The following is a 13833-nucleotide window of genomic DNA, read 5'->3' as shown; positions in this document are numbered from 1 at the left end:
GTTATTTATCATAGTTTTCGTCGCAAAGGCAAGAGTGGTTCCCTAGTGAGGACTTGAATATTAGGAAAGGTCATGCTTCTTCGTTTTATTGCGCGTCATAGCACATTAATTATGCCAGTTTGCGCCATTGTGGGCTTTGTTTTGCCAAACTTATCTAATGCAGTATTAGTATATTTACCCCAAGTACTGTTCTTCTTGATGTTTTTTACTTTATTAGGCATTGATCAATATGCGCTGTTAAAGCGTATATCGACAAGCTATGTATGGGTTTTTGCCTTATTACAAAGTGGGGGCATGAGTCTATTTTTAATATTAATTGCTTATGCCCTTGGTGTACGTGGCGATTGGTTATTGGCTATTGCAGGTCTTGGTGCCACTGCTCCGTTATTTGGTAGCGGTGCGTTGGTCAATGCAGTGGGGTTTGATGCACAACTGGCGACGGCAAAAACGATCGCTGCGACCCTCGTTATGCCATGTACATTATTGGGCGTATTGTGGCTATTAGGTGACGCGAATGCGCATTTAGATATTGGTGTTTATGTCAGGCGTTTGTTGGTTTATATTGTTATGCCAATGGTGCTAGCAGTGGTAGTGCGTCGTTTCGTTCCACCAGTTATTTTGTCACGTTATTATCCCAAAATTGGGCAGTTTAATATTTTACTACTGATGTTGTTCCCACTGGGACTGATGGCAGGATTTCGTGCCACCTTTGACTATGATCCGTGGCAAGCGTTATTATTACTAGTGCTAAGTTCGGTATTGGCATTGGTGTTTTATTTTAGCGCTTATGTGATATATCGGCGTTTTGGTTATGAAAATGCTATTGTCGCGGCGCTGGTGTGCGGTGGACGTAATGTATTACTTACTTACACCATAACGGTACCCTTTATGGGTACGATGTTTTTACCGTTACTGGGTGCCTTTCAATTACCAGCATTTTGCTTGCCGTTACTGGGTAAATATATGGCAAAACGCCATACTACATAGAAATCGACCTAGTGTTTTTAAATCTAATACTTACAGGGTATTATAATTTGCCTAACATATAGGTTAGTATAATAGTTGTTCATTGAACGTTCTAGACAGTTGTACTGGATACTTGCTAAAAACGCAACCACTAGTATCAGACAACTAAAAATAGCATCAATAAACACGCCCGCCGTGTCTTTTTTTAGACTTAACTAATCACAATCATCCAAATCCGCCAATACTTTGCCATTAATGGTCAAAATACTATCAGGATCTTGCTCGAGTTGTCCTAAATGAGATGGATTAACACAGGCGATTTCAGTTTGAGTGGTAGTCACATCACCATTGATATTTTTCATAGGCCCAGAGAAGGTAATAGCCGCTTTTGCTGGATGATTGACCTGCACATTGGTTAACGTCATATTTTCAACAGCTGCTCCTAACCCTTCATTACCAAACTCATTACCCAACAACGATAATCCAGCGATTCCTGGGTTGTTAACAGTGACGTTCTCTAAGCTAATAGTTGCAGCTGGATTAATAAATACGCCTGAGCGACTTGGGTCACTGATAGTCATGTCTGCTGCGCTAATATCATTGCCATCAAAATTAGGTAAGGTAGCTGAATTAACGATCATTAAGCCATTGACGCCGCCCAATAGATTAGTATCGTTCATAGTTACGTCGTGGCTGGCTTGCAATACGACCAAATCCATATCTTGTACTTGATGACTATTATCAATAGTAAGGTTATTAGTCGTTACGCCATCGTTGCCTACTAAGAGTAGCCCTTCACGGCGTGAGTTACTAATTTTGGTATTGTTGATTGTCACATTTGAGGTTGTGTTCTTATAAGTGTTGGTATCTGAGTCATAATTGCCTTTTAAAAAATTATTAGCTAAAAAGATACCATAGGTAACGCTATCGATATCGACGTTATCAATGATAATGTTGCTACTACCAATAGCACTTATTGCAGCATTTGGAGCAATGGTCGGCGAGAGTACTGAAAATTCACAAATTGTCTTATCTTCACAAATGCTCAAATCATGAATTGCGCTATTGCTTATACTAAGACCGTCGGTATTATCCAGTTTAATACCATCGCCTGTAGTCGCTGAGATATCAACATCGCTAATACTGACGTTGCTTGTGCTATCGTTTAAACTACCGATACCCTCCAAACCACTTTTAAGAGTTACGCCGCTTATATTGGTATTGGAAGCAACTTTAATAACGCTACTGTTTGAGCTATTGGTAATCACGGCTGGCACTTTGCGTATATAAGTAATTATATTGCCAGATTTGGTTTTAATCTGTAGAGAGCCGTTACCTAATAGAGTCTGATTTTCGCCAATAATCAGGCTATCGTCAAACACAACACTGCCACTTATAAGCACAATCCCATTATCGCCTAGACTAGCAATTTTCTGATTGACGGTTTGTACGTCTACGCTGTCCTCATTGCGATAACCTTCATTGTGAGGATAACGTAAGTCTAGAATGGGTACGTCAACCGATTGATTCTTATACGGCATTACTCTTAAATTTTTATTGCCAGTCCAGTCGCTTGGCATCTTTAGTTGTGTACTACTATCAAATTTTATTCCTGCAGTGGCAGAGACAGAAGAGAAGGCTATATGCATGATTACTGAGCTCATTATTAGCAATGATATCTTTTTCATCAAATAGCCTCTTTTTATTGGACGCTGTAGATTATTGGTATAAATATAATAATTTTAAGAAATTGATATAGAAAGAATGTTTTTGTTCTACTGTTCTAGAGGTATAGTAGAGTGCTTCAATCTCATGTCAATCAACAGGTGAATAAGTGAATTTGATAGCCATAATAATGGGCGTGCTTGGGGGAGCCTTTATTGGTGCTCAGGGCGGTATTAATGCACAACTTACCAAGCATTGGGCAAAAAACTCTGTGTTAGCATCGGCAATCTCCTTTTTAGTGGGTGCACTAGCACTGTGGACTTTGAGCCTCGTATTATTCATTCCTATTCCTGCGCTTACAGATAAAATACTTTGGTGGCATTGGACAGGAGGAATACTGGGTGCCTATTTTGTCTACTCTCTGGTTTATCTCTCTCCTCGTTTAGGAGCAAGCGTAGTCGTAGCCTTAGTTTTGGCAGGTCAAATATTAGCTGCTGTAGTGTTAGATCATTTTGGGCTTGCTGGTTACCCCGTTCGTCCAGTAAATACAACTCGTCTTATTGGAATCGCATTGTTAGGCGCTGGTGTCCTTCTTATCCGTAAATCATAAACATAAAAGGCAGTTATGAATATTTTTTATATAGTAATGGGTATAGTAGGTGGCATGTGTCTTGCCATTCAGGGCGGTGTAAATTCGCAGCTTACCGCAGTATGGACTCATAGCCCTATAATATCTGCTGCTATATCCTTTACCATAGGATTTGTGGCCCTCTTTGTGGTAATAATAATACGTAAAATCTCTATTCCTACCATAATCAAAGACACCGACACAAAATGGTGGCACTGGATTGGCGGGTTTTTGGGCGCTTATTTTGTTTTTGCCACTACTTTTCTAGCCCCAGTAGTTGGTGCCGGACTTCTAGTTGGATTAATACTAATGGGGCAGTTAAGTACCGCTGTAGTATTAGATCATTTCGGATTAATTGGATTTAAAAAAAAGCCTGTCAACGGCCGCAAGATACTTGGTGTTGTCGTTTTAGCTTCTGGAGTCGCATTAATTAGGTTTTTCTAATATTTTATATTCTATGAGGCTTAAAATGTAATCTAATGACATGAGTCAAATAGACCGCTCGAATAATGAATACACTATATATGCGCGCAACGACTCCATAGGCTTTGTTTTTATCACGTTGTAGCACCTCACGAGACCTATCTAGTAATCATAAAAACTTGCTTATTATCTAAAAAACACGCCCACTGTATCTTTTTTATCGCCTCTAATTACTGTTTTTATTTACTGTCTCTAATTATTATCCCTGTTCTTAAGCTGATATTTGACCATAAATAGCGACATTCAGCCCTACAAAAACACAAACAGTGTTTCAACAATAGACAATCATACTTGCGGTACTATATCGCTATAGTTCTAAATATAGTAGCGAGAGTCTATGCCAGCATTTGCTCCTCTTAGTCATATCAACCGCTCGCCTATGCCACTAAACGCGCAAATAGGCAGCAGGTTGCTATGTTTGTTTTTAGGACTATTCCCGTTATCTGCCTTAGCTAATACTTTGATTAGCAGTGACTACTATTTAGAGTATGAACTACCAAAAAGCCTACAAGATCAATGCTATGAGAACAACAATTGCCCTGATATCGATGTCAAATATATCAAAACTAATCAAGATTGGATCAATAATATCGTCAATCGGCGCATCAATAATATAGTAATTAATAGCAAACCGAGCGAATCTGAACCCTCTAAAAGCGACGATGATAAAACCACCCAAACGGCGCTCGATGACTTTGCCAAATCGCAGTTCATTGAGGTGCCAGATGACAGACCGTGGTCATATCAATTGTTGGTGACCCCCAATTATATGGGGCATGTCACACTTGGGCAGCGCCAAGATTTTGAGCTATTTGAGATTGACGCTTATGTTTTTACTGGCGGCGCGCATGGTATGCCTTATAGCGAATATCTAATTTTTGATCCTAGTCATAAAACCCAAATCAGCCTTGATGACATGCTTATTAGCGGCAAAAAGTCCAAGTTTGCAGCATTAGCTTATGATGCTTACAAAACATGGGTACGTACGATAGATGAGGATGTTAGTAGTTATGAGCAGAACTGGCCGTTTACGCTTAGTGATAATGTCACTTTGACTGATAGAGGAGTTGATATTCGCTATCAGCATTACTCTATTAGCCCGTATGCTTATGGCATGCCAGTGCTCAGTATTCCTTATAGTAAGCTAATAGGAGTTATCAAAGCGCGTTTTATGCCCACTATTTTAAAGTAAAATATTAATATGATAGTTTATATAACAGGTTAGTCGTTTATAACATAATTAGATCGATACAATAAAAGAACCTATAAAATATTTAATAAAAAGGAGTAACGATATGGCGAATCATTTAGAGCAAAATAACGCTGCGACAACCGATGTAGAGTCTAATACTTGGCAACTCAATGCTTTGACAGAAGCGCTTGGTGATTTGACACTGACCGTCAGTGATAATTTATCCATTGGTCGTGGCAATGACAACGATGTAGTACTAGGAAGCAAATCTGTATCGCGTAATCACGCTCAGCTTAGCGTGTTAAACGGTAAACTACATATCAAAGACTTGGAGTCATCAAACGGTACTTTTATTAATGATCAGCGTATTGAAGGTAGCGATGCCAAGCTGCTCAATGTTGATGATACTGTCAGCTTTGCAAGTTTTGCTTTTCAGGTGGCGATGCCTGTAGAGAGCAAGACATCTAGGAGCGATGATCAAGTAGATTTAGCACCTGTAAGCGCAGAGATGGATAATGTGCAAGCTAATGACGGCTCTACTACTAAAACTGCAACCCCAACATCTACTACAGATGAGTCAGTAGAAGATGATATAGCTGCCGTTACCGCTGATGCTGTCGTTACTTCTGAGACTAAAGCAAGAGAAACGTCTAAACCCGCCTCTAAAGCTTCACAACCAACTACCATTGACCAAACAACTACTATTAAAGAAACGCTTGACGATCAAGAGACGGCAAGTAACACTGACGAGCCAGTAAACAAAGAAACAATGATCAAAGAGGTAATGGCATCTACAGTGGATGAAAATACCTCCCCCGCTGCCGCAGTCGTAGAACCTATATTGTTAAAAAACACCGTACCACTTGAAGAAGAAGAACAGGAGACAATGATGTCAAACGATAAGTCTGATAAGACCTTAAAAGCAGAACCATTAGAAACAAAGCCGGCAACTGATGAACCAAAAACCGATGAACCGCTGATGAAAAAGACAGCCGCTCATCAAGAGTCAGTCGTCACGCCAGAACATGATAAAACTACCACAACGGAGCTGCAAGAAGAAGCTGATCCAGATGTACTACGCGCCAAACAAGCTGCGTCAGCACAGTTCTCAGGAACCGCCAATTTGGGTCAAGGGCGAGATTTAGGTACTGAGGGTAATAACGCCATGGATCAAGCTATTGATAACCCTGCTAATCCCGGTCAAACCGAGAGAAAACCTAGCGGTGGCTGGTTTATTTGGGTATTTATTGCCATTCTTATTATCGGTATCGCCTTATGGTTATTTAACATGGGCGGAGCATAATACTTGGTTTTAAATCACAAAAAATAGAGGCACACATACTCAGACTTACATAAGTTATCTAGCTGTCCCAAACCCAAATGTTAGCCAGTTTTGTTATACTGGCTAACTGGGTTTTAGATGGACTTAAGTTGTTTTCCCTCTATTTATTTTCAGTGTGGGCTCCATAGTATGGAACTTACGCTGTGATTTTTTTCTGCTTTTATTATTTTTATTCTTTGTTAATGCTGTACTAAGAGATTGCTTATTATGATGACCTTTGAAGAATATAGTGACTTTAAAGCTCGTGGCTTTAGTCATGCTCCGCTTGTCAAAAAACGTCTAATGGATGCACAAACTCCGGTATCGGTGTTCTCCAAAGTACGTGATTTGAGCGGTTCGGCGTATTTATTTGAGTCGGTAGTAGGAGGCGAGCGCTGGGCACGGTATTCAATGATTGGTCTGGGTAATGATTTAATTTTGCAGTATACCGATGGCAATATGATGACTAAAAAAGAGGATCATATCGACACCAGTGCCGTTGACGATCCCTTTGATTATATTCGTAAGCTGATGCGCGATTATAAGATGCCAACAGTAGACGAGGTTGAGGCGCTACCAAGCTTTAGTGGCGGATTGGTCGGTTACTTTGGCTACGATATGGTGCGGGTGATTGAACCAAGCGTTGGACTATCCGCTGCGCCAAACCCTATGACTTTGCCTGATATGTGGTTAACGCTGTCAATGAGTGTCATTGTTTTTGATAACTTAGAAAACACTCTCTCGATCATTGTTTATGCTGATTGTCATGATGAAGACGGCTATGGCGATGCTATACGCGAGCTACAAAAAATTGAGGACAAACTGGCTGAGATGCCAGATTTGACTACGCCTATTATGCCAACCCCCAAATTCGTCTCCCAAACCGGAAAAGATAAGTACTGTAGCGATGTCAATAAAATCAAAGACTATATTTTAGCAGGCGACGTTATGCAGGTGGTTCCCGCACAGCGCTTGACAGCAGATTACAAAGGTGACTCACTAGCGGTTTATCGTGCCCTGCGGTTTTTGAATCCATCACCGTATTTATTTTTGGTTCATGGTTATACTTTAGATGATCATAAGCGTTTTGATATCATTGGCGCCTCTCCTGAGATCTTATCGCGAATAGAGAATGGCAAAGTAACCGTGCGTCCTCTCGCTGGGACACGCAAGCGCGGCTTGGATGAAGTTGAGGACTTGGCGCTTGAGCAAGAGCTGCTGGCTGATCAAAAAGAGATTGCTGAGCATTTGATGCTCATAGACTTAGGACGCAATGATATTGGCCGCGTATGTGAGTATGGTACTGTCAAAGTTACTGAAAAGATGCTCATTGAGCGTTACTCGCAAGTGATGCACATTGCCTCAAACGTTGAGGGTACAATAGCCGCTGATAAAGATGCTTTAGATGTGTTCTGCGCTACTTTTCCTGCAGGAACTTTGTCAGGCGCTCCCAAAATCCGTGCCATGCAAATTATTGATGAGATAGAGCCAGTACGTCGTACAGTATTTGGTGGCTCAGTAGGTTATCTTGGCTGGCATGGCAATATGGATACAGCCATCGCTATTCGCACCGCAGTCATGCGTCGCGGCAAGATTCATATTCAGGCCGGTGCTGGGGTAGTTGCTGATTCAGTACCAGAGGCTGAGTGGGATGAAACCAACAAAAAAGCTTTAGCACTGGTCAAAGCGGTAAAAATGGCTTGTGATGGACTGCGTATCCGCTAAATATGGCTTACATGCTTTTGTTATAAACGCTTATAAGAGAATATAATATAGGCGATAAAAATAGCAATATAATCAATATTTTATCAACGTTCACAAAAAAAACTGTGAAAAAGCAGAAATAAGGCTTGTATTCTAAGATATATTTGATAGAATACTCCCCACTTTGAAGGAACAAGCCGACTTAGCTCAGTTGGTAGAGCAACTGACTTGTAATCAGTAGGTCGCCAGTTCGATCCCGGCAGTCGGCACCATTCTTCAAGGTAGCTTTTTCTAAAAATTTTTTGCTAAAATGTTTTATTAAAAGCAACATAAGGTGGGATTGGGGAGCGGTCAAACCCAACAGACTGTAAATCTGTCGCGAAAGCTTCGAAGGTTCGAATCCTTCTCCCACCACCATATTTTTAAAGTTTGTTATAACAGCTAGTGTTATTAATACTGGACTTTATAACAGCTTGTGCGGGTTGTGCGGGTGCAGTGTAGTGGTTACATATTAGCTTTCCAAGCTAAAGACGTGGGTTCGATTCCTACCGCCCGCTCCATATATGTAATAGAATTTTAAGCCATTATCTAATCATTCATCACGACAGTTTGAGTTATTGCGGGTGTGGTATAATGGTAACACCTTAGCCTTCCAAGCTAATGACGCGGGTTCGATTCCCGCCACCCGCTCCATATACACTATCAGCTGTAGATAATATTAAATAAAATACTAAACAATCAGTCACGACTATCAGTTATATTTATTAACTGTCTCGTGATATTTTTTTTAGTAAATAGCGGTTTATTTAAAACACGCTCATATAGCTCAGCGGTAGAGCACTCCCTTGGTAAGGGAGAGGTCTCGAGTTCAATTCTCGATATGAGCTCCATTTATCATCTATTTGTATTGATGATTGGCGATCTAAATTAGATAGAGCCACAGTTATTATATAAAGTTCTATATTGATACTAAAAAATATAAAGTCAGCTTGATAGATAATAAATTAAAGGTGACACTAAGGTGTTGCCTTTTAGTGCTGTCAATGCCTTAATGTTTGATGCCGTTCTAGTAAAACGAAATAGTGAAAATTTTTTGTACTTTAGTCTAGCAAATAAGTTGAAAAAACAAGTATAGCACCCATATATTACAGCTATGCTGATGAATAAAAGCTAGTAAACGAATCCTAGCGTCAACAGTTTGATGGTTTTAATTCATGATAAGCCGTTAAACCATTATTTACCGATCTTTGATCAATGAAGATTCACCAATAAAGAGGAAGAACCCCATGGCAAAGGCCAAGTTTGAACGCAACAAGCCCCACGTCAACGTCGGCACCATCGGACACGTTGACCACGGTAAAACCACACTAACTGCTGCTATCGCAACCGTAGCCGCTAAAACCTCAGGCGGCGAAGCCAAAGACTACGCGTCAATTGATAGCGCCCCTGAAGAAAAAGCACGTGGCATCACCATCAACACCTCACACGTAGAGTATGACACCGAAGCTCGTCACTACGCACACGTTGATTGCCCAGGCCATGCTGACTACGTTAAAAACATGATCACCGGTGCCGCACAAATGGACGGCGCCATCCTAGTCGTCTCAGCGACCGATGGTCCTATGCCACAAACTCGTGAGCATATCCTGCTATCACGTCAGGTTGGCGTACCGTACATCATCGTCTTCATGAACAAGTGCGACCTTGTTGACGACGAAGAGCTACTAGAGCTTGTTGAAATGGAAGTTCGTGAACTCCTTAACGACTACGACTTCCCAGGCGACGACACCCCAATCGTTAAAGGTAGTGCCACCGAAGCCCTAAAAGGCTCTGACGGTCCTTATGGCGAACCTGCTGTTGTCGAACTACTTGGCATCCTAGATACCTACATCCCAGAGCCTGAGCGTGACATCGACAAAGCATTCCTTATGCCTATCGAAGACGTCTTTTCAATCTCAGGTCGTGGTACCGTAGTAACTGGTCGTGTGGAATCAGGTATCGTAAAAGTCGGCGACGAGATCGAAATCGTTGGTATCCGTCCGACCCAAAAAACCACCTGTACCGGTGTTGAGATGTTCCGTAAGCTTCTAGACGAAGGTCGTGCTGGTGAGAACTGTGGCGTATTGCTACGTGGTACCAAGCGTGAAGACGTACAACGTGGCCAAGTACTAGCTAAGCCAGGTTCAATCACTCCTCACACCAAATTTGACGCAGAAGTATACGTACTGTCAAAAGAAGAAGGTGGTCGTCACACGCCATTCCTAAACGGCTATCGTCCACAGTTCTACTTCCGTACCACTGACGTAACTGGCGCAATCCAATTACAAGACGGTACTGAGATGGTTATGCCTGGCGACAACGTTGAGATGGGCGTAGAGCTTATCCACCCAATCGCTATGGACAAAGGCCTACGCTTCGCGATTCGTGAAGGCGGCCGTACGGTAGGTGCTGGTGTGGTTGCAAGCGTTAGTAACTAATACCTAAAGACTAGTTGATCTATACTATTAGGGTTTATGTTTTAGCCTACTCTTACATAGTATAAACTGACTAAAAGCCGTTCTCGATTGAGAGCGGCTTTTTTTGTGCGTGCTTATTTTGAAATGATATCTTCGATGCTATATTGTCATTATCTATGAGCCGCTGTGTATAAACTAGAAAAATAAAAAAGGAGTAATAGTTGATGCTTAGTACACAAAGGATCAGGACTATCAATGATGAAAGTATAAATGTCATAAAAGATGTGGCTGGCATTGAAGCCAGCATTCAGCCGCAAGATGCTTGGGCTTATAACACGATCAAGGACATGCTGAGCCAAGAAGGAGTAGAGTTACTGATAGTCATTGAGTGTACTCAAGAAGAAAAACAGAGGGTCGTGGGTTACTGTTTGTATCAGCTGCTATTTGAGCAAGCAGAGATATTGCGTATTGGTACGCATCCCTGTTATCAGCGCCGAGGCATCGCTTCGCAATTATTTTTTGAGATCAATAAAGAGTTACAAAGCAAAGAAGTTATGAGTTTGTTGCTAGAGGTACGAGAAGATAATACTCCTGCCATAGCACTGTATAAGCAGCAGGGCTTTGCTATTATTCATCGCCGCCATAACTATTATCAAACCCTGCATCAGCCGTCAATTGATGCTTTGGTTATGGAGCTTAGCTATATAGTCAATCCTAAATAAAATTGGCACACTCTACGTGCTGCTGGTATTAATTTCGTGCAGCCTCTATCAGCGTAGACACAGCACACAAGGAAAATTAATACCAGCAGCACTGTACCTATTCTAAAGTGTGTCAACTATAAAGCTTAATGATGAGAATCAAGGGTAGAACTCAGCTAGAGATCTTAATCTTTTAGTTTGCACGAACTAGCAAGATCGGCGCTTTTTCTACATTCAAGAGTAGCAACTTGTTCAGTTAGTAGCTTAACCATAAGGTTGATATTGGCTTGCTGCTCTTTAACTTGTGCAAGTTTTTGCTCAACAACCTTTATTTGCTTATCAAGATCAAGATGCCCTTCATAATAGTCATTAAGGCAGTTCTTGATTTCGGTCAGTGTAAAGCCAATCGCTTGCGCACTTTTTATCAGCTTAACACGTTCAATACATTCGGGATGAAACTCAGTATATAGACGTGACCCTGCTTGGCGTTTGCGTGACTTGAGGAGACCCAGCTGGTCATAGTGACGTATCGTATCTTTGGTGGTGTTAGCCTGCTTTGCCAGTGCACCGATGAGTAGAAAGGATGTGTCAGGTGCCATATGATAACCTCATGTCTAGTAATGGAGCATTCTATAAGCAGGCGACTTAAAAACTAATTTGAAAACTAACTTAAGACTCAAAAGTAACGTAGAAATTAAGGCTACCTCTAGAGTTCTTAGAAGGATAGCTTTAATAAATGTTAGCTTTATTGCTCGCGCTGCCATGGTTCTATCTCGTTGAGACGAGAAACAGACAGTGCTTTATAAGCACTATGTTGCCACTTATCTGAGCCACTACCAATTAAGGTGTTTAATTCACTCAAAAATTCATTACGCGATCGAGTGGTTGCTCCTAAGCTTAGCAAATGATCATTAACCAACTGACAATCTACTAGCTCTACCTTGCTTTGCTGGCATAAAGCCATTAAGCTCCAAAAGGCAATTTTTGAGGCATTAGAGGCTCGGTGAAACATAGATTCACCAAAATAAACTCGGCCTAATTTGAGTCCATATAAGCCGCCGATTAAATTTTTATTCTCATCCCAAACCTCTATACTATGGGCAAAGCCATAATTATGCAGCTCGGTATAAGCTTCAATCATCTCATCATGAATCCAAGTATGCGCGCCATCAGAATGCTCATTATTGAAGTCGTCACAGCGCGGTAGGCTGCAAGCGTGTATCACCTCATCAAAGGCTTGATCAAGTGTCACTTGCCATCGCGTACGTGCTGCTTGTTTTTTTAAGGATTTACTTGGTACATAGTCGCTGGGCACGATGACGCAGCGCGGCTGGGGACACCACCAAGCAACAGGATCATCCTCATTGAACCAAGGAAAAAGGCCTTGGGCGTAAGCAGATATTAAGGTCTCAGGTGCCAAATCACCACCGACTGCCACAATACCAATACCATCAGGATCGACCAAAGCAGGATCTGGAAAATTGTAACGCCCAAGACTTTTTAGGGTCTCAGGCGTTACTTGAGGGCTATTAATATTTTGGGTATCAACAGCACAGTTATTATTAGTATCTGCAGCGTTTTTAGCAGGTGAGCTCACTTAAGCCTCTTTTTCTTTATCAGCGGTCAAGGTGGACGCATAAGTATGGTCACGAGCGACAGCTTCACCAATAGCATCCAAGTATTTTTCAGCATCAAGCGCGGCCATACAGCCAGTACCAGCTGAGGTGATGGCCTGACGATAAACGTGATCTGCCACGTCTCCTGCCGCAAAGACGCCTTCAATACTAGTTTGTGTCGCATTGCCACTTAGACCGCTATTGACAATAATATAACCATCCTTCATATCCAGCTGACCTTTGAACAAATCAGTATTAGGTTTATGGCCGATTGCCACGAATATACCATGACTATCTAGCTGTTTAGTCGTACCATCAAGAGTAGATTCAATGACAACGCCATTAACGCCCATATCATCACCGACTACTTCTTTGACTTTATGGTTCCATTCAATTTTGACGTTGCCATTTTTGGCTTTTTCGAACAATTTATCTTGCAAGATCTTCTCAGAGCGCAGACTATCGCGGCGATGCACCAAGGTTACCTCGGATGCAATGTTGGATAAATAGAGCGCTTCTTCGACTGCTGTATTACCACCGCCAATAACAGCAACTTTTTGATTTTTATAAAAGAAGCCATCACAAGTAGCACAAGCGGAGACTCCTAGACCTCTAAATTTTTGTTCTGATTCTAAACCTAGATATTGAGCAGAAGCACCGGTTGAGATAATAAGGGCATCACAAGTATAGCTGCCGTTATTTCCTGTTAATTTAAAAGGACGCTCGCTAAGATCGACGTCATTAATATGATCGTAAACCAGCTCGGTACCAAAGCGCTCGGCATGATCTTTCATGCGCTCCATAAGTGCAGGGCCTGTCAAATCATAGGCATCACCTGGCCAGTTGTCGACCTCGGTAGTAGTAGTGAGCTGTCCACCTACTTCCAAACCCGTTACCATAACCGGCTTGAGATTGGCACGCGCAGCATAAACCGCAGCCGAATAACCTGCAGGTCCAGAGCCTAAGATAATAAGTTTTTCGTGACGAGGTTGTTGATAAGCAGTGTGATTATCAGTTGTCATTAATTTTCCTTACGAGTTTTAAAAATATGAAATTTAACAAAATAAAGAGAAAAAGTAGAAATTTTATAGCATTTTCATT

Annotated in this window: 12 protein-coding genes and 5 tRNA genes; 13 read left to right on the top strand and 4 right to left on the bottom strand. The window is 41.5% G+C overall.

Translation table 11 applies throughout. The annotated features are described in order from the left end of the window. Positions 1 to 72: 72 nt before the first annotated feature. On the top strand, positions 73 to 987 hold the full coding sequence (locus tag ACR63N_RS12235) for a lantibiotic ABC transporter permease (protein ID WP_472782098.1): 915 nt from the start codon (positions 73 to 75) through the stop codon (positions 985 to 987). Between the two features lie 194 nt (positions 988 to 1181). Here ACR63N_RS12235 and ACR63N_RS12230 read toward each other — a convergent pair whose 3' ends face one another. After that, positions 1182 to 2654: a right-handed parallel beta-helix repeat-containing protein gene (locus ACR63N_RS12230; protein ID WP_472782097.1), complete on the bottom strand. Its 1473-nt coding sequence runs from the start codon at positions 2652 to 2654 to the stop codon at positions 1182 to 1184. Positions 2655 to 2800: 146 nt separating this feature from the next. Between ACR63N_RS12230 and ACR63N_RS12225 the strand changes: the two genes are divergently transcribed. The 12 genes from ACR63N_RS12225 (at position 2801) to rimI (ending at position 11137) form a co-directional block, all read left to right on the top strand. Beyond that, a complete protein-coding gene (locus ACR63N_RS12225) occupies positions 2801 to 3241 on the top strand; it encodes a DMT family transporter (RefSeq protein ID WP_472782096.1) in 441 nt (146 codons plus the stop codon). Between the two features lie 15 nt (positions 3242 to 3256). Further along, on the top strand, positions 3257 to 3703 hold the full coding sequence (locus ACR63N_RS12220; RefSeq protein WP_367106597.1) for a DMT family transporter: 447 nt from the start codon (positions 3257 to 3259) through the stop codon (positions 3701 to 3703). Positions 3704 to 4079: 376 nt separating this feature from the next. Then, positions 4080 to 4934 carry an RsiV family protein gene (locus ACR63N_RS12215; RefSeq protein ID WP_367106598.1) on the top strand — a complete coding sequence of 285 codons (855 nt, stop codon included), beginning with the start codon at positions 4080 to 4082 and terminating at the stop codon, positions 4932 to 4934. 103 nt (positions 4935 to 5037) lie between these two features. Next, positions 5038 to 6237, top strand: a complete 1200-nt coding sequence (locus tag ACR63N_RS12210) for an FHA domain-containing protein (protein WP_472782095.1) — start codon at positions 5038 to 5040, stop codon at positions 6235 to 6237. A gap of 246 nt (positions 6238 to 6483) precedes the next feature. Continuing rightward, positions 6484 to 7980 (top strand): anthranilate synthase component I family protein, encoded by a 1497-nt coding sequence (locus tag ACR63N_RS12205; RefSeq protein WP_367106600.1) that lies wholly within the window; start codon positions 6484 to 6486, stop codon positions 7978 to 7980. Positions 7981 to 8155: 175 nt separating this feature from the next. After that, positions 8156 to 8231 (top strand) — tRNA-Thr (locus ACR63N_RS12200). Positions 8232 to 8292: 61 nt separating this feature from the next. Beyond that, a tRNA-Tyr gene (locus ACR63N_RS12195) sits at positions 8293 to 8376 on the top strand. 69 nt (positions 8377 to 8445) lie between these two features. After that, positions 8446 to 8519 (top strand) — tRNA-Gly (locus ACR63N_RS12190). Positions 8520 to 8578: 59 nt separating this feature from the next. Continuing rightward, positions 8579 to 8652: transfer RNA gene (locus tag ACR63N_RS12185), tRNA-Gly, on the top strand. A gap of 122 nt (positions 8653 to 8774) precedes the next feature. After that, a tRNA-Thr gene (locus ACR63N_RS12180) sits at positions 8775 to 8849 on the top strand. Between the two features lie 396 nt (positions 8850 to 9245). Further along, positions 9246 to 10436 (top strand): elongation factor Tu, encoded by a 1191-nt coding sequence (tuf, locus tag ACR63N_RS12175; protein ID WP_367104688.1) that lies wholly within the window; start codon positions 9246 to 9248, stop codon positions 10434 to 10436. A gap of 203 nt (positions 10437 to 10639) precedes the next feature. Beyond that, positions 10640 to 11137 carry a ribosomal protein S18-alanine N-acetyltransferase gene (rimI, locus tag ACR63N_RS12170; protein WP_472782094.1) on the top strand — a complete coding sequence of 166 codons (498 nt, stop codon included), beginning with the start codon at positions 10640 to 10642 and terminating at the stop codon, positions 11135 to 11137. A 164-nt stretch (positions 11138 to 11301) separates the two neighbouring features. On the opposite strand, the gene ACR63N_RS12165 is transcribed toward rimI, so the two are convergent. The 3 genes from ACR63N_RS12165 to trxB form a co-directional block, all read right to left on the bottom strand. Continuing rightward, complete coding sequence (locus tag ACR63N_RS12165; protein WP_367104690.1) at positions 11302 to 11715, bottom strand: MerR family transcriptional regulator; 414 nt, start codon at positions 11713 to 11715, stop codon at positions 11302 to 11304. A gap of 146 nt (positions 11716 to 11861) precedes the next feature. After that, positions 11862 to 12650: a leucyl/phenylalanyl-tRNA--protein transferase gene (gene aat / locus ACR63N_RS12160; protein ID WP_472782746.1), complete on the bottom strand. Its 789-nt coding sequence runs from the start codon at positions 12648 to 12650 to the stop codon at positions 11862 to 11864. A 63-nt stretch (positions 12651 to 12713) separates the two neighbouring features. Further along, a complete protein-coding gene (trxB, locus tag ACR63N_RS12155) occupies positions 12714 to 13754 on the bottom strand; it encodes a thioredoxin-disulfide reductase (RefSeq protein WP_367107260.1) in 1041 nt (346 codons plus the stop codon). Positions 13755 to 13833 lie beyond the last annotated feature (79 nt).

The sequence above is a fragment of the Psychrobacter sp. M4 genome, assembly GCF_055699795.1.
The sequence above is the reverse complement of the archived record's forward strand: the minus strand, read 5'-3'. Positions and strand labels throughout refer to the sequence as shown.

Coding starts and splice junctions, on each gene's coding strand:
- ACR63N_RS12235 (WP_472782098.1), top strand. CDS start 73: ATGCTTCTTCGTTTTATTGCGCGTCATAGCACATTAATTATGCCAGTT.
- ACR63N_RS12230 (WP_472782097.1), bottom strand. CDS start 2,654: ATGAAAAAGATATCATTGCTAATAATGAGCTCAGTAATCATGCATATA.
- ACR63N_RS12220 (WP_367106597.1), top strand. CDS start 3,257: ATGAATATTTTTTATATAGTAATGGGTATAGTAGGTGGCATGTGTCTT.
- ACR63N_RS12215 (WP_367106598.1), top strand. CDS start 4,080: ATGCCAGCATTTGCTCCTCTTAGTCATATCAACCGCTCGCCTATGCCA.
- ACR63N_RS12210 (WP_472782095.1), top strand. CDS start 5,038: ATGGCGAATCATTTAGAGCAAAATAACGCTGCGACAACCGATGTAGAG.
- ACR63N_RS12205 (WP_367106600.1), top strand. CDS start 6,484: ATGATGACCTTTGAAGAATATAGTGACTTTAAAGCTCGTGGCTTTAGT.
- tuf (WP_367104688.1), top strand. CDS start 9,246: ATGGCAAAGGCCAAGTTTGAACGCAACAAGCCCCACGTCAACGTCGGC.
- rimI (WP_472782094.1), top strand. CDS start 10,640: ATGCTTAGTACACAAAGGATCAGGACTATCAATGATGAAAGTATAAAT.
- ACR63N_RS12165 (WP_367104690.1), bottom strand. CDS start 11,715: ATGGCACCTGACACATCCTTTCTACTCATCGGTGCACTGGCAAAGCAG.
- trxB (WP_367107260.1), bottom strand. CDS start 13,754: ATGACAACTGATAATCACACTGCTTATCAACAACCTCGTCACGAAAAA.